We start from the raw sequence: 17,221 nt of genomic DNA, 5'->3' as shown, positions 1-17,221 counted from the left end.
CTTCTCACCTTTTTCCTTCTCGGATCTTTTGAAGCCCCTTCTCGAGCCGAGAAATATTTTCAATTTCACCGCCCTTATCGATATATGCCGACCACCCCGGGACAACCTTCTTAAATAACTCCAACCCATCGCTGGTGACATTTGACATTCTCAAAACAAAATCCTCTTTCACTTTTCCATCCGCACCGAATGGGTCAGCTTCGACCAACAAATCATGCTCCTTCAGGAACCCCAGAAGCACGGTCGACACTCTAATTATCTGGTCACGGTAAGCATCGCTTTTGTTCGCCGACAAGAGCACCGGGATATTATGCAAGCTAAGATCGACCTTATTCATCATCGCACCCTTATAAGCCTCGAAATACCCTCCACCGGCACCAGCCCCCCCGTATTGGGATCTCTTGCAAAAGTTCCGCCCATTTCCCGAATTCTAAGTTCCTTGGCCAACTGATCAAATTTTGGAGCCGTCTGGCTAGTGATCTCCACCGGACGCCAAATTCCATCTTGCCCTTTAACTACAAAATCAATGCGACGTCTTTCTCCAGTCAGCGGATCTTTAACGGATTTCCCGCTGGCATCCCGAAGATATCGCTCACTAATCACGTTTTCCTTGCCGTACCGCCGTTCCAGTACATCCATAGCTCTGGCCTCGCGGGCCATTCCATCTTCTTTATTCTTGATACACGCCCACCCCCACGGATCAATCCAGAAGAGTGGATTGGGCGCGTATTGATAGAGGTTCGCGCCACCGTTGAGCCCAATCGGATCATGCGTAATGAACCGCCCGACGTCCGGATCATAGAACCGAAACGTGTTGTAGTGTAGCCCCGTCTCCCGATCCAGATACTGCCCCTGAAACCGCAAATTCTGCGGGATCGGCGTCATCTGCCGCCCGGTGCTCATGACCGGTTCAGGGTGTACCCACTCCTCCTGGACCGTATTGCCCCATACCTTGTATCGCGCCCGCCACGCCACGCGTCCGTCGCCGTCCGTCAGTTCCTCCGGCAGTCCCGATACATCGTTATGGAAGTAGTAGACGTTCGGCGGCGCGATTTGCCCATCATTGGCCGCTGGCGCCGGCTTGCTGTCGATGCGCGCCAGCGGCACATAGCCATTCGGTTCGTACAGATACGTCGCCTCATCATCGCCGCAGCGCTCCTGCAGCAGCCGCATCCCGTCCCACACGAATTCCGTCGCCACATGGCCGTTCGACTTGCGGATCCGGCGCCCCAGCGCGTCGTATTCGAACGCAATCATCCACTGCCAGTTGCCCTTGTGCGTCATCACCTGCGTCAGCCGGTGGAACGCATCGTAGACCAGACGCTGCTGCTGAACGTGCCCGCTCAGCTTCTTCGTCAGCCGCCCGTAGATATCGTATTCGAAGCGCTTGTCCTCATACATCTTCAGCCGGTTGTACTCGACATAGCCGCCTCGCCGTTCCTCCGACACCAGGTTCGCCGCTGCGTCCCAGCGATACACTTCCGGCGGAATGCCCACGCCGCTCGCCTGCTCGATACGCCCTGTCGCGTCATAGCGATAGTCCGTCCTCCCATGCACCGAGTGCAGCTTGCGCACCACCTCGCCCGCCGGATCGTATTGCCACTCCTTTCGCAGTGCGAAGCTTTGCGCATCCGGCGCCGTCGGTCGACCCGCAAACGCTTCCTGCAGCGTGCGCCGTCCCAGCACGTCATAGCCGAACCGGCTCGTCACCCGGCCCTGCGTGCGCAGCACCTCTCGATGCAGATCGTCCCGCTCGATATCGGTGATCACCATGCCGTCGAGGTTGACCTGGTGCAGGTGCCCGGAGCCGTAGTACAGCCAGTTGATTGTGCGTCCGTCGGGCAGTTGAGTCGCGATCCGGTTGCCGAGCTCGTCGTACCGGTGTTCGATGCGCCCCGTCGCCGTGCGCTCGCTCAGCACTTCGCCTCGCGGTCCGTAATTGAGCTCGACGCGACTTTGAAGCGAAGTACGTTCGCCATATCGGGCAAACTGCTCGGCCTTCGATAATTGCCCGGCCTTGCTATACCCGTATGTGCACAGCAGCTCACCCGCTTCTTTCGCGATCACCCGACCCAGCGCATCCCGTATGTAGGCAGTGATCAGCGCGTGCTCCGTGCCCGCGGCATCCGTCGTTCGCGTTCCCGATCCCCTAGCATCGTATTCATACGTTTTCCGTATGCCGTCGAGCCCGATTTCCTCGATTAGCCGATCAGTTTCGCTGTACTTGAAGCAATACGTCTCGCGGTTTTCGTTCGTCAGCGTCGCAAGGCGGTAAGCCGCGTCGTAGCCGAACCGCACCGCGCGCCCGGCCGCATCTGTCCGGCTCGTGACCAATCCGCGCGGATTGAGCTCGTAACGGGTGCGGTTGCCCTTCGCATCGACGATCTCGGTCAGCCGGCCGGCAGTGTCGTAATGAAATTCCTGCCGGCTGCCGTCCGCATTGACAATTTCCGTCACACGACCCAAGGGGTCCGCGCGATAGGCGGTATGCTGCCCCATCGCGTCCGTCACGCGGGCTAACGAGCCGCGTTCATCGTAGGTAAATCGCGTTTGCTTGCCCGAGCAGTCGGTGTAGGCGGTCAATTGCCCGCGGCGGTTCCATTCCAGCAGCTTGTATCCCCCGCGCGCATCGCGGATCGTATGCAGCAGACCGCGCTCGTCGTAGTGGTACTCGGTCTTGAAGCCCGCCTCGTCGACGGCTACGGTCAAATTGCCCTTGTCGTCATAGCGGTAGACGCGCCGATGGTTCGCCGCATTCGTCTCTGCGGTCGGAACATCAAAGTGCCCATTCCATTCGGTTCTTTCGGTTTGGCCAAGTGCGTTGGTGCGAGCGATCTCGCGGCCCAGCTCGTCGTATTCGAACGACGTGGTAGCGCCAGTCGGGTCAAGTGCGCGCACGAGTTGCCGCAACTCGTTCCACTCGAGCCGCCAGACGTTCCCTTCGGCATCGGTATAGGACGTGGGCTGGCAGTCGGCATTCCACTCCCAGCGCGTCACCCGTCCCAATTGATCCCGCACGATCGTCGTACGCTGCTCGGAGTCGGTCTCGAACGTGTACGATTCGCCGTCGTCGGTCCAATGGCGCACAACACGCGCCGTAGCGCCTTCGCCCTGCCATGCATAGAAACATTGAAGGCCGCCCGGCAGCACCTGACTGGTCATTAGCCGATTTTCATAGCTGAAGCGGCGCCGGACGGTTCCCGTGCGGTCGATCACGGTGGCAAGCTGCCCCTGCCCCGAGTATTCGTATCGAACCAAGACTTCTTCAGGTTCACCCTCGACGCCGCGCGCGAGGCGCACCGCTGTGATGCATTGCGCGAATCCGGGATCGTAGTAGAAGCGCAACACGCGACCGCAGCTGTCGGTCATCTTCGACGGGCGATGCGCGCCGCCGGTTGCTTCGTACTGCAAAGCAATCCAGTTGCCGTTGCGGTCCTCGAGGCGTTGAAGCTTGAGCCGCTGCACCGGCGTCTGACCTGTCGCAGGTCCGAAGTCCCGGTAAAGCCCATCGACCGTTTCAACGATATAGTGCCCGCCCGCCGTACAGATCAGATACGTACCCTCGGGAACACTGAAGTGGCTCTCACCGGCGGGAACGGGCGGGAAGACGATATCGCGCCCTTGTTCGTCGTAATAGGTCAGGCTCTCGACCTCGCCGGCCGCGTTACGCTCAACGACGAGCTCGACGCTGAACGGCACGCTCCAGCCTTGCCCGAACCAACTGTCGGCTCGCACGTCATGGCTGCTGTAAAAGCGTCGCCAGGTAATCGGCAGCGGCCCGGGCAGCACGAAGTCCGTGTCGTGCTCGCCGTCGAGAATTTTCCCCCCGGTAATGGCGTTGACCGGATGGCCCACGAGCGTGCGGATGCCATGGCCGATCATGCCGCCGACAAAGCTGGCGCCGAAGCTCATCGCCAAGCAAGGCAGATTCCCCATGAGCCCCTTCAGGTTCATCCTGCCTCGTCCGCACAATGCCAACGCGACGCCGATTGCGAATCCCAGCACCCCGACCCACCAAGGCCGTTCGTCGTGGATCTCGCGCACCGTGACCGTTCCACCGCCGATGAATACGTTGTCCGAGCCTTTCGCGATCGAACCGCCGCATGTGGTCTTGTCCTTCACACGCGCGGCGGGCTGGCCATTGATGAATACGCTGTCCGAGCCCTGCGCGATCATCTGCGGACCGCCGTGATCGCTGCATTTGACCGTATCGAGATCGCCAGGCGAAGCCGCCCGCGCCGCCTTCTCTCCGTTGACGAAGACATCGGACGACCCGCTGCTGATATTGCCTTTGATGACGGGCGGCACAAGCGCATCGACGGCACTCGACACGCCCTTGTCCATGAGTTCGTTGACCCCCGTTCCTTCCATCGCCGCCGATACGGCCACCATGATGGCAAGCTCGGCAGGCGCGGCCAATCCGCCCGTGCCGACCGCTAACGCCACGCCAGCCGTGGCCGCTGCCGTCAACAGCGCGCCCACGGCAATGCCGGCCACGAGTGAGCCGCCCATCTTCAGTAGGTCACCCAATAGCGACGTATGTTCGATCGGATCGTCTATTCGCGCGGCTGCGGTCATGGCCTAAAAGTCGTCGGGCGTAAGTCGAACAGGGGACTCAAGCGGGCGCGGCGTCAACCAATGGCCCGCGAGCGCGGCGCAAAGCTGTCGAGCATCTCTTGCGCGAAGGTACTTTGCTCTGCATCCAGCGGCTTGGCGCAGGTCAGCGTCATGACGACCATCCGGTCCCCGCCGACGCGAAAAACCGTCTGCAATTGATGCAACGTCGCACCGCTTTGCTCGAGCACGAGATCGATCTGCGTACCGGGCAGTTTCTCGACACCGACGGTCACGGCGCGCCGTGCCAATTCCTTGAGGCTGGGCACCTGGCGCGCCGCCGCTCTCAATTGGCGATCAATGAATGCTTCTTCGCTTTCCTCGACTTGCAACGCCTCACGCGAAACGACCAAGCTCAACCCACCTGGTCCGAGGTTGACGAGAATGGCGTTGACCGTCCGATCGACGGCGGTGTCAGGAAGCGTGAACGTCCCTTCGTTTATCGCGTAGTCCATGTCTTGTCTCACGGGGCGCTGGGCCGTTCTTACTTGTTCAAATCGATTCGCTTGCCGTTGATCATGACGCCCGAGTCGTCGATCAAGATCACGGAGCCGTTGTGCTCGAGCCGGATGCCCTCCGGTGCCAATGTAATCATGCTGGCGCCGACGGCGTGCATGATGCCGCGCTCGGCTTGGTAGACCTGTGTCCCGCCACCGCCGTCTTTCGCGGCCGTGTTGACCTCGACGGTGGTGGCCGTCGTCGTCCTCGCGAGCGCAATCGATTCGTTGAGGCTGCCCTTCCCGATCTGCTTGACCTCATCGCCGGTGTTGACGAGCACCGTGCGATTGCCCTGATCGACCGTGTGCGTTTCGTTGTCGAGGATGACGGTCGTCATGTCCTTCTGGGCGTGCAGGAAGACCTCTTCCGAACCGTTGACATCGGAGAATCGCAGTTCGTTGAAACCCGAGCCCCGATGCGTCTTGCTCCGGATGCCCATCGTCTGGCCGCTCGTCTCTTTGTAAGGGTTCTCGGCCGCCCCGTTGAAGACGCGCCCGACGATCACAGGGTTATCGGGATCGCCGTCGTTATACGCGACGATGACCTCCTGCCCGATGCGCGGAATCGCCGAGCCACCCCACCCTTCACCGGCCCACGGTTGCGATACGCGCACCCACATCGAATCCGACCCGTCGTACTGCCCGCGGCGATCCCAGAAGAAGTGCAGCTTCACACGGCTGCCGTCGGTGTAGATCTCTTCACCCTTCGGTCCGACCACAATCGCCGCCTGTGTCCCCTGCATATACGGCTTCGGCGTGACGCGCTGCGGGCGGTACGGCACCTCGAACGGCTGGCACGTGAATTCGTTGCGGTATGGCATCTCCGCCGCGTGCCGCGTGTAGTCGTTCACGGCCTGATGACGCACGTGCAACGCTACGTACTCCTTACTGTCGTAAGCGGTGTTCGGGTGATTGACGAGCGTGAAGCGACCCATCGTCGTCATCGCGCAGACGAAGCCCGTGCCGTTGAAGCGGCGCGCCTGTGCCTCCTCGGCTTCCATCGCGTAGCGCGCGTAGCGCTGTCCGTCGTCGTGGTGATCGTAAAGCGAGTGATACTGGTAGCGCTCGGTCGTTTCGATCTTCGGGTTCTTCAGGCGGCTCGTCGGCGCCTGCACGTACATCAGCGACGAAGACGGCTGGTTGTAGTTGAAATCACGAAAGCTGATTTTGCCGACACGAAACTCGAACGCCTCGTCCCACCGGTCGATGCCCTCGCGCTCGCTCGCCGCGCTGTCCGCGTAGTACGGCACCGCCTTCAGCGTCTCGACCTTCGGCAACGCCGAGTTCGTATCGCCGATCACGAGCACATGCTTGTCCTTCTCGTAGCGGAACGTCCAGAGCATGCCTTCCTGCTCCATCAGTCGCGCGCAAAAGTTGTAGTAGGACTCCTGGTACATCACGATGTACTCGAGCGGCACCTGCGCCGTGCGAAGGTCGAACTCGTAATCGTGAAAGCCGAGCTCCTGGAAGATCTCGATCAGAATCTGCTTCGCCGTCTTGTTCTGGAAGATGCGGCAATCGGTCGAGCGCGTGAGGAACCAGAACCACGGCACCACCGTCATCTCATAGCGCGTGACGGTCCCTGAGTTGCCCACGCGCGCGAACGAGGCCACGTAGCCGTCGAAATGGCGGTCGTTCTCGCTCGAGCGCGACACGATCGTCGTCAGGCTCACGCTCGTCCGCGAGGGCTTGAGCGTTACCTTCACGCGCTGGCCGACGAGCTTCTCCGGCTCGATATCGCTCTGATGCGAGAGCAAATCGAGGTGCATCTCGGGCAGCCGATTGACATATTCGTCGATGACGGCCGCGCTGATCAGCAATACGTCTTCGCCTAATGGCGATTCAAAAGTAATGAACCGATTCGTTTGCGTCAGGCGCGGCCGCGCACCCGAAAGGCTATTGATCGAATCGGCAATCGAAGCAGGCGTTTTACCTAATAAAGACAGACCCGTCTGAGCAAGCTGTAAAGTGCGAGTCGCACCGCCGATCGCCGCGGCGCCAGGCGCGCCGGTCAGCGTGGCGACTTGGCTCGCCATGCCCGCAAACGAGCCGATTCCATTGAGCGGCGCGGCCGGTAAGCCCAATCCCAGGCCCGTCAGGCCGCCGTTGCCGCCTTCGTTCGACACGAAACTCATGATGAACCCCGTTGGCTATCCCGCGCTGGGACAACGGTAAATGCAACGACTGCTCCATTGAAGATTCTTCGACGGAGTCGGTCGGTAATGTATCAAAATTCCAGCTGATTAATCACGCTTTTTGTTGTCGTTAACGCTCCGCCTGACAATTCTTGTGCATTGGGGATGAGGCAATTTTAGAGCACCGCCGCCATGCCCTCACGCGGCTCGCATCGTCGTATCTCTCTTCCGTTGCTCTTCGATATGACGACGAGTTGGACGAAGCTATCGGCAGGCGCATACGGTGCAAAGAAGCGCTCCATGACGGCGATGAACGTCGCCAGGCTGCTCTGGGCAAATGCCTGCTCGTCGACGACGAGCTCGATCTCGATGCCGCGCACGAATGCGGGGCACGGTGGCTTCACGATCCATTGCATGCAGCGGCGGCTGCTCAGATGTCGGAGGCCATCGATCTGTCTGGGCTGCAGCCCCGAAACGCTCGCAAACTGGCGAAAGAGCGTTTTGAATTCGTCGAGCGCCTCGGGGCGAAGCTGAATGGGATGCACTGTCAGATGCGAAATCACCCGCCAGAGAGCGCCTTCGCCGCGCGGCGGCAGGACCGGCTCGGTTGGACGCCGCAGCAAAAAGATCACAGCATCTTTCTCGATGCCCGTGGTCTCGAGATCCCCGCCGTCCGCCCCGATCGGAAGCTCTGACGGCAGTTTCCCGTTCGTACAGGTCAATTGCAGCGATAGCGTCTTGATGTCGGACTTCATGGGCTTGCCGTCGAGACCGACGAGGGAAAGCTGCGTCCGCTGCTCGGGCCTGGCCCGCTCGATATGGTCCTTTCGTCGGACTGCCCAGTATGGGCCGGAAAAGCTCGTCGATTCGCCATGCATGAGCGAGCGCAACGGCTGCACGATCGCGACGCCGCCCGGGCGAACGGCCCGCACCTCGTCAATCGAATAGATTTCGGCGTAGGTGTCGGATTTCGCGCTCGGTGCGACCGTGTATGTATCCACGTTCTCGGCGATTTCGATAGGCGGCGCGTCGCACTTGAAGAGGTTGACGAGCGGTGTGCAGAAGAGCCTGAAGTTTTCGGCGGCCAGCTTCGCCATGCGCACGGCCGGCCACGAATCCTCGTGCACGTCCTTGATGGCCAGATGTAACTTCACACGCCCGCTCGAGCCGGCGGCACGGACAAGCGTTGACACGTCGATATCGAAGAAGTCGAACTTCTCGGGAAATACGAAGTACTCGAGAAGAAGGGAGAAGACCTGCGTTGCGCCGGCGCTTGCGCCCATCATCGATTCGCTAACGTCGAAGCCGACCGCGCCGATCGGAATTTGCGGGAGCCGTTGCCAGCGGCCGAGCCCCTCGGATTCGACGAATGCCGCCGCCGCATGCAGCAACAGACCGTCCATCGCCGATGCCACGATCTCGCGCTGGCCCGTCACATGGACGCGCATTGTGCTCATCGTCGATGCAATCGACTTCGGTCCCGACGGAAACGCGAGCGTGAACGTCAGCACGCCTGTCGTGTGCTCGGGCAGTGAGACGCCCGTCGGCGCGTAAGCCGTGCGTGCGTATCGAACCTCCTCTATCGCAATCGGCGCCAGCACGACGTCATAGACCGACTGAAAGCGATAAGCTGTGCCCTTCGTTCTGAATTCGGTGCCCTTCGGCAACGTCCTGGGCTCCGCGAGGCCCGCGAAGACTTTGCCCTTGTTCGGATCGATCCGTGCAATCGAGCAGGACGGAAAGGCTCTCAGATACCGCGGCTGCACGATCTCGAGCAAGTCCTCGGTGAGCTCCGGGTAGTCGTCATCGATTCTCGACGAGATGCGCGCGGCGATCAGCGCGAACGACTGCAGCATCCGCTCGACGTGCGCATCCTCCGAATGCTCCCCCGAAATCGCCAGTCGAGCGGCGACTTTCGGATAGCGAGCCGCAAATTCCTTCAGCGAGCGACGCAGCATCGCGAGTTCGCGTTCGTAGTAGGGAAGCAGATCTTCCATTCAGTGCGAGACGGACGGCGTACTCGTCGGGCACGCCGGATCCTTGCCCCAATGATCGGCGCAGACGTGCCAACGGCAGAATTGCTCCTCGATGAGGCCGCGTCTCGAGCATTCGGCCACCTGTTGCGCAAGGCTCACCTGACGCAGCGTGCCTGACCTCGCCGCCTCCTTTTGCGCTGCTGAGGAGGCGGCTTGCGCCTTCGCCGCGGCCTGCCCCTGCCTCGCATCGTAAGGCTTGGTGCGCGCCACGAGCGCGGCCAGCAAATCGACGTCTTCGTCCGGCTTCGTCTTGGCGGCGGCGCTCGTGCCGGTGCGCGAGCGGTCAGTTGCCACACGCTCCGCGTGGCGCTTGGTTTGCCGCTCATGACTGTTGTGTGACGCAAAGGCCTTCGCCGTCGAGCGGCCTTGTGCTGGATGCTTCGACGGCTCCGGCGCGGTCCCGCTCGCATGGCTCTTGGGCGCTTCGGCGCCGGCCGCGAGTGCGCGCGACAATCGTCCGCCGTCCGAGCTATCCGCAGTGGACGCTGCGGCGAAGGATGCGGCGGATGCGGCGGACGGCGCCGGTTGTGCGCCCGGAGCGTTGTCCGAAACGATGATGGCCGCTTGCGACGATGAAGAAGCAGCGGCTACCGGCGACATGTCGACGCCGCTCGCAGGCGCTGCGGCCGCGGCCGCCAAAAGAGGCGCACTGGCATTCGCCGGTGTTGCGGCGGACTTCTGCGTACCGGTATTGCCGCCGGCAGCGGCCGTCGTCGATTTTTCACCGCTGCCGGGCGAGATGTGCCGCCATTGCCACGCGCCGAATGCACCCGCGCCGGCCAACGCGACGACCGCGGCGAATAGCCACGGCTTCTTCGCGCCGCGTGACTTCAAAGGCTGCGCGGCAACACGGCCTTCGAGGTTCGCGAGAATCCGCGAACCGTCGTTGGCTGCATCGTTCGCTGTATCGGAAAGCAAGCTGGGCCGCGCTTTGGAATCGCGGCTATCCGGCGCACTCATTCACTGCCTCATTGAATCCGGGATTAATTCGAGCTGATAATGTGATCCGGCCTCCCTTGCAGCAGGCTGGCCAGATTCTAAGAGCAAGCATTACAAAAGACAATTTATTTCACCTCTACGGGCCGACCTTGATTGTCATTGCGCTTACCGCTTATTTCGCGCTCGCCGTGACGGTGGCAGCCGTGCTGCTATTGCCGCCGGCACGCGCGGCAGTGATAAACGCAGCGCTCCAACTGCACCGGCGCATCGGGCTTCACGCAACCAAACGCGCAAGCGAAGTACGCACTCGCTTTTCGAAATCAGTAATAATTTCCCAATCCGCGTTTAGTGACGCGAAAAAAATACTGATTCGTCATCGCTTGCTGATTTTGATTACCGCAGGTATCCTTGCCGCGCCTCCTTTTTTGGCAATTGCATTGCGTGGCGGTCAGCTATCCGAGTATGGCGACGTCACGCGGGTGCCGGACGAGAAAATCGCCGCGCTGCTTCAAGGTGAACAGCTCGTTCCACCGCCGCCTTTGCCGCCGGAGGTATTTGCGACACAGGAAGTCGTACAGGTCCGTCCAGCGTTGGTGGATGCCAGCCGAGATTGGAATCTGCTCGATAGCGACTTTAGAACGCGCTTATTGCTCGTCTACAAGATCATGCGCGAGCAATACGGCTATGAAATGGCTTTGCTCGAGGGTTATCGCAGTCCGGAGCGGCAAGACCGGCTCGCGAAACTCGGGGGTGTAACGAATGCGGCCGCCTATCAGAGCTATCACCAGTATGGGCTTGCCGCCGACAACGCTTTTTTGCGGAACGGCAAGCTCGTGATATCGGAAAAGGATCCGTGGGCGATGCGGGGTTATCAGCTCTACGGGCAAACAGCCGAGCAAGTCGGCTTGACATGGGGCGGACGATGGAAACTGATGGACCTCGGACACGTTGAATACCACAAGCCGGGATTCGTCCTGGCACGCGCGCGGGTCGCCGCCATGGCGGGCAAGTGATACGTGTTTCGGGATATGTCGCACATCGCGTCATGCCATTCGCATTCGAATAGAAGAACGCCTTATGCAACGCTTTTTCAATGCAATCTTTCATAAGCGGACGATGACCGTCGTCGGGCTTCTCGTCGTCGCGGCGATCGTCTTCGGGATAGCACTCTGGTACGACGCTCCGCTCGTCTGGCCCACGATCGCGTGCGGCGCCGTGCTCGCGATCGTCGTGATCGTCTGGCTCTGGCGGGCCGCCGCGACGCGCCGCGCCAACCGCCAGCTCGGCGATATGCTCGAGCAGCAAGCCGCAGCCGATAAGGCGACCTCCGCCCCTGCGCAGCCGGCCCGTCAAGCCGAGCTCGATGCGTTGCGCACGCGCCTCGTCGATGCCGTTCGCACGATCAAGACGTCGAAGATCGGTCAGCTATCGGGTGGCTCGGCGCTCTATGAACTGCCCTGGTACATCATCATCGGCAATCCCGCCGCGGGCAAAAGCAGCGCCGTGCTGAACTCGGGGCTGCAATTTCCATTCGCCGAAAAGCGCGATGCCGTCGTTCACGGCATCGGCGGTACGCGGAATTGCGATTGGTTCTTCACCACCGAGGGGATCCTGCTCGATACGGCGGGCCGATACTCGGTCTATGAGGAAGACCGCACCGAATGGCTCGGTTTCCTCGGCTTGCTCAAACGCTACCGGCCCCGCGCGCCGATCAACGGCATCATCGTCACCGCGAGCATTGCGGAGCTGACGGCCGGCCGCCCCGACACGACGATCAACCTCGCGCGGAGTCTGCGCCAGCGCGTGCAGGAGTTGACGGAAAAGCTCGAAGTCTTCGCTCCCGTCTACGTCATCTTCACGAAGGCGGACCTCATTACGGGATTCTCGGAATTCTTCGGTGGTGGCGAGCGTCATGAATACGATCGCGTCTGGGGGGCAACGTTGCCGTATGAGCCGGACGAGAAGCGCGATGTCGTCGCGCTGTTCGATGAGCGGTTCGAGGAGCTTTACGAAGGCCTCAAGGAAATCAGCGTCGCGCAGATGGCGCTCAATCGCGGCAACAAGCTCGCCCCGGGCCAGCTCAGCTTTCCGCTCGAGTTTCTCTCGATCAAGCCGGCGCTGCGCGTGTTTCTCGCCACGCTCTTCGAAAACAATCCCTTCCAGTACAAGCCGATCTTGCGCGGCTTCTACTTCACGAGCGCGCTGCAAGAGGGCGTGACGAGCAGCGCCGCGGCGCAGCGGATCGGGCAGCGGTTCGGTCTTTCGGCCGACGACGTGCCGGCGGCGCAGCCGCCCACCTCGAAAAACGGCTTCTTTCTGCGCGATCTCTTCTCGAAAGTCATCTTCGCCGACAAACAGACGGTGCGCCAGTTCGCGAGCCCCGCGAAGCTCCGGCTGCGGTACGGCACCTTCTTCGCGTTCGTCGCCCTCCTCGCGCTCGCGCTGGGCGGCTGGACTTGGTCGACGATCGGCAATCAGCAGCTCGTGGCCAACGTGCAGGCCGATCTCGACAACATCGTGCGGATCCAGCAAAAGCGTGACGATCTGCAATCGCGTCTTCAGGCGATGGATATTCTCGAGGACCGCATCGAACAGCTCGAGCAATATCGTCGCGACAGGCCGCTCGCGGTTTCGTTCGGGCTCTACCAGGGCGACGTCATCGAGCAGCGTCTGCTGACCGAGTACTACCGCGGCATCAAGCAGCTGATGCTCACGCCGGTCTCGCAGAATCTCGCGGCATTCCTCAAGGACGTCAATGCGCACGCCGACCAGCTCGCGCCGCTCACGCGTCCGCCCGAATCGGGAGCGGTGCCCGTCTCCGCTCGCACCAATGCTCTGTCGCCAACCGCGGCGAACGGCCAAAACACGCAAGGCGGCCTCTACAGCGACGCATCGCCCACGAACGTCGAAGACGCGTATAACGCGCTCAAGACCTACCTGATGCTCTCGGACAAGCGTCACGTCGAAGCGGCCCATCTCACGGATCAACTGGCCCGCTTCTGGCGCGGCTGGCTCGAGACGAATCGCGGCAACATGCCGCGCGACGAGATGATCAGGAGTGCCGAACGAATGATTACGTTCTATCTGTCGCGCGTCGCCGACGACGATTGGCCGATGATCGACGCGAATCTCTCGCTCGTCGACGAAACCCGCGAAGATCTGCGTCACGTCGTGCGCGGCATGCCGGCGCGGCAGCGGGTCTACGAGGAAATCAAGGCACGTGCCTCGACGCGATTCGCGCCGATGACGGTCGCGCGGATCGTCGGCGACGGCGACGCGAGCCTCGTCGCGGGCAGCTATGCGATTCCCGGCACGTTCACGCGCGATGCATGGTTCCAGTATGTCCGGCCCGCGATCCGCGACGCGGCCACGAAAGAGCTCCAGGCGAAGGATTGGGTGCTCAACACGGCGTCCCAGGACGACCTGACGCTCGACGGCAGCCCCGAGCAGATTCAGAAGGCGCTCGTCGGCATGTACAAGGCCGAGTATGCACAGCACTGGCAGCGCTTCATGCAGGGCATCGCCATTCAGGACTTCGGCAACTTCAGCCAGGCCGTCGCATCGATGAACCGGCTCGGCGACCCGCAGAGCTCGCCGATCAAGAAAATTCTCGAAACCGCGTACGACCAGACCGCCTGGGATAACCCCGCGCTTGCCTCGACGACGGTGCAACGCGCGCAAAACGGCACGACCGGATGGTTCAAGCGCTTGTTCTCGTCGCACGAAGACGCGGCGAAAACGGCCGGCATCGATCCGGACGCCATCGTGCCTGCTCAACCCTCGATGGGGCCGGTAGGCGCGGCGTTCGCTGGACTGGGGCGCATCGTGGCGAAGCAGGACAACACGTCGCTGCTCGCGAACTACATGGATTCGCTTTCGAAAGTGCGCACGCGCTTCAACGTGATCAAGAACCAAGGCGATCCCGGGCCAGGCGCGCGCCAGCTGATGCAGCAAACGCTCGAGGGCAGCGGCTCCGAGCTCGCCGATTCCCTGAAGATCGTCGACGAGCAGATGCTCAACGGGCTCACCGACGATCAGCGCAAGACCTTGCGGCCGCTGCTCGTGCGGCCGCTGATGCAGGCGTTCGCCGTCGTCGTCGGTCCGGCCAGCGAGGAAGTCAACAAGGTCTGGGACGCTCAGGTGTACCAGCCGTTCGAAGCATCGCTCGCGAACAAGTATCCGTTCTCGGCCGGTGCGAAGGTCGAAGCGGGCGCGGGCGAAATCGCGCAGGTGTTCGGGCCCGATGGCGCGGTGTCGAAGTTCGTCGGCACGACACTCGGCCCGCTCGCCGTGCGGCGCGGCGATTCCCTCAGCCCTCGCACGTGGGGCGGCATCGGCATTGCGTTGACGCCGGACTTCTCGAGCGGATTCGCGCGCTGGGTGGCGCCGCTCTCGGGCGCCGCCGCCGGTGGCGGTCAGTCGGCGGCCGAACCACAGACCGTGTTCCAGATCCTGCCGCAGCCAGGCTCGAAAACGACCGAATACACGATCACGATCGACGGCCAGCAACTTCGTTATCGCAACACGCCGGCGCAGTGGACGAACTTCGTCTGGCCGAATCCGCAGGGGACGGCCGGCGCGACGCTGACGGCGGTGACGTTCGACGGCCGCACGATCCAATTCGTCAACGAGCCGGGCCGCTACGGCCTCGAGAAGCTCATCAACTCCGCGCAGCGCAAGCGCAACGCCGACGGGACGTTCGATCTGTCATGGACGCAGGGCGATGTGACGGTGGCGTTCAGCATGCGCATCGTCAGCACCTCGCAGCCGTCGAGCGGATCGTCGGACGCCCCGCAGCAGCAAAGCCTGCGCGGCACGCGCCTGCCGAGCTCGGTCGTCGACGTCGCCGCGACCCGCGCCGCCGCCGCGGCCGCGAGCGGTTCGTCGAGCGGCGCCGCGACCGCTGCGATGGCTGCGACGGACGCCGCCGGCCGCGCACAGGCCGCGAGCGTCTCCACCACCGCCTCGACTACACCGGCCGCGGCCAACGCCGCCGCCACGAACCCGGGAGCCGCGCAATGACGCAATCGGTCCAGGCGCAATTGGCCTACTTCGGCAAGATTCCCTCACGCGGCGACTTCGTGAAGAGCACGAACAATCCGCAGCTACTGCAAACGCTCGATCACTGGATCGCTCAAGCGATGGAGCTGCTCGCGGAAGATCCGCGCTGGAAAATCGTCTATGAGAACGCCAAGCCGATGCACTTCGCTTTCCTAGGCTCGCAAAGCAAGCTCGCGATCGCCGGTCACATGATGACGAGTCACGATGTGTCCTCGCGGCGGTTCCCGCTGCTTGCGGCGACGGCACTCGAAGTCGAGCGCCCGCTTGCGTTTCTCGCGCGCAGCCCGCTCGCTTTCGCGCGGCTCTGGTCGCGCGCCGCGAAGCAGATCCGCGAGCTTTTCGAGGGCGCCGAGCCGAATGCCGCGTTGCAGGCGCTCGGCGATACCCAGGTCCCGATCGATGTCGGCGTGGCGAGCTCGCACGACGGCACGTTTGCCGATTTTGTCGAGCACCAGACGCTGGCCGGCCTCGAGCAGATGCTGCTGGCGAGCGGCCACCCGGTGCGGCTGCGCGGCGCAATGCTCGCGCTCGGCTCGCTGCTGAAGCCCGTCATGTTGAGCAAAGCGCCCCATCTCGAACGCGGCCTCACGCTGCCGCTGCCCGTCGATTCGTTCTATCGAAGCCTCGTCGCCGCGTTCTGGCTCGAACTCATCGCCCCGTTTCTCGCGCAGGCCGATTTCGAGATCGCGATCTTCATCGGCACGATTGCCGAGCGCGATCGACTCGTGATCGGATTCAACGGTGCGTCGGCGAAGACGCTCCATAGCGTCATCGATCCGCAAGCCTATGCGACGCAGAACATCGACATCGACGATCCCGAATGGATCGACGAGCATGCGCAGAACGAGCCCGGCATCAGCAAGCTCGTCAGCTATCTCGAACAACCTCAACTCTCGTTGCGTATCGCCATCGATACGTTCCGTGAAGCGTTCGTCGGGGCTTAACACGATGGCTGACCTTCGTTCCCTTCTCGCACGGCGGCGCCCTTGGACAGTTTTGCAGTCGGCGTCGATTGCGCTGGCATGTTTCGGATTTGCAGCCAGCGCGGCCGTCCATGCCGACAATGCGACGCCGGCAAGCGTGACGCCGATCGACAACAGCGGCATCCAGATCAAAACGACGACCCTGCCCGCGCAGTCTTCCACGGGCGGCAGCGCCGCCACGCGCGTGCCCCCCGCTGTGAACGCGATCCCCGGACAGGTGGTCGTCAGCGGCAAAGTGCCGGACGAGGGCACACGCACCGCCGTCCTGACCCGCCTGCGCGATACGTACGGCGCGGCGAACGTCGTCGATCAGATTGAAGTCGGCAGTGTCGCCACGCCGCCCAATTGGTCGACCAACGTCCAGAAGCTGATCGGCCCGCAGTTGAAGCAGATCAGCAAGGGACAACTGAAGATCGACGGCACGCAGATCGACGTCAAGGGCGAAGTGGGCAACGAAGCACAACGCCAGCAAATCGCGAGCGATATGGCCAACGCGCTGAACCCCACGTACACGATCCGGAACGGATTGCACGTGAGCGCATCCGAGCAAGGCGTGCTCGACAGCACGCTGGCGAACCGCACGATCGCCTTTGAAACGGGCAGCGCAACGCTGACGCCGCAAGGCCGGGCCATCCTCGATCAGCTCGCCGCCGTGATCGCGAAGATGCCGAACAACTCCTTCGAGATCATCGGCCATACCGACAATTCGGGGAGCCGCGCGTCGAATATCGCGCTCAGTCAGGCGCGTGCCGACACCGTCAAAGGGTACTTGGTCACGAAGGGCATCGCGCCACAGTCGATGACGACGATGGGCGTCGGGCCCGATCAGCCGATTGCATCGAACGATACCGACGAAGGGCGCGCGCGCAATCGGCGCATCGAGTTTCGCGTCGGCAAATAGGCGATCGCGAATGTCGATGCTCGGCGCCGTGTTGTGATGGCGCACGCGCGTCGCG

At 62.2% G+C, this 17,221-nt stretch carries 10 protein-coding genes; 4 read left to right on the top strand and 6 right to left on the bottom strand.

Annotated elements, in window-relative coordinates; translation table 11 throughout:
- Positions 1-4 precede the first annotated feature (4 nt).
- From C9I57_RS09940 to C9I57_RS09915, 6 genes are all read right to left on the bottom strand, one after another.
- On the bottom strand, positions 5-340 hold the full coding sequence (locus C9I57_RS09940) for a hypothetical protein (RefSeq protein WP_219909863.1): 336 nt from the start codon (positions 338-340) through the stop codon (positions 5-7).
- Complete coding sequence (locus tag C9I57_RS09935) at positions 337-4,578, bottom strand: RHS repeat-associated core domain-containing protein (RefSeq protein ID WP_258187569.1); 4,242 nt, start codon at positions 4,576-4,578, stop codon at positions 337-339. The genes C9I57_RS09940 and C9I57_RS09935 overlap by 4 nt, the downstream gene beginning before the upstream one ends.
- 53 nt (positions 4,579-4,631) lie before the next feature.
- Complete coding sequence (locus C9I57_RS09930) at positions 4,632-5,069, bottom strand: DcrB-related protein (protein WP_107150449.1); 438 nt, start codon at positions 5,067-5,069, stop codon at positions 4,632-4,634.
- Between the two features lie 29 nt (positions 5,070-5,098).
- Complete coding sequence (locus C9I57_RS09925; RefSeq protein ID WP_107150448.1) at positions 5,099-7,246, bottom strand: type VI secretion system Vgr family protein; 2,148 nt, start codon at positions 7,244-7,246, stop codon at positions 5,099-5,101.
- Between the two features lie 176 nt (positions 7,247-7,422).
- Complete coding sequence (gene tssF, locus C9I57_RS09920) at positions 7,423-9,243, bottom strand: type VI secretion system baseplate subunit TssF (RefSeq protein WP_107150447.1); 1,821 nt, start codon at positions 9,241-9,243, stop codon at positions 7,423-7,425.
- The gene (locus C9I57_RS09915) at positions 9,244-10,242 is read right to left on the bottom strand and encodes a hypothetical protein (RefSeq protein ID WP_107150446.1); all 999 of its coding nucleotides are present in this window, start codon (positions 10,240-10,242) and stop codon (positions 9,244-9,246) included. It abuts the gene before it with no gap.
- Between the two features lie 128 nt (positions 10,243-10,370).
- Here C9I57_RS09915 and C9I57_RS09910 point away from each other — a divergent pair, with 128 nt between their 5' ends.
- The 4 genes from C9I57_RS09910 to C9I57_RS09895 all read left to right on the top strand — a co-directional run bounded on the left by C9I57_RS09910 (position 10,371) and on the right by C9I57_RS09895 (position 17,166).
- A complete protein-coding gene (locus C9I57_RS09910) occupies positions 10,371-11,234 on the top strand; it encodes a M15 family metallopeptidase (RefSeq protein WP_107150445.1) in 864 nt (287 codons plus the stop codon).
- 64 nt (positions 11,235-11,298) lie between these two features.
- On the top strand, positions 11,299-15,243 hold the full coding sequence (tssM, locus tag C9I57_RS09905) for a type VI secretion system membrane subunit TssM (RefSeq protein ID WP_107150444.1): 3,945 nt from the start codon (positions 11,299-11,301) through the stop codon (positions 15,241-15,243).
- Entirely contained in the window at positions 15,240-16,226 is a 987-nt protein-coding gene (gene tagF, locus C9I57_RS09900) for a type VI secretion system-associated protein TagF (RefSeq protein WP_107150443.1), read from the top strand. The genes tssM and tagF overlap by 4 nt, the downstream gene beginning before the upstream one ends.
- 4 nt (positions 16,227-16,230) lie before the next feature.
- On the top strand, positions 16,231-17,166 hold the full coding sequence (locus C9I57_RS09895; protein ID WP_107150442.1) for an OmpA family protein: 936 nt from the start codon (positions 16,231-16,233) through the stop codon (positions 17,164-17,166).
- Positions 17,167-17,221: the final 55 nt, after the last annotated feature.

The organism is Trinickia symbiotica (assembly GCF_003028655.1).
Classification (GTDB): Bacteria; Pseudomonadota; Gammaproteobacteria; order Burkholderiales; family Burkholderiaceae; genus Trinickia; species Trinickia symbiotica_A.
This window is presented reverse-complemented; position numbering and strand designations above follow the sequence as displayed.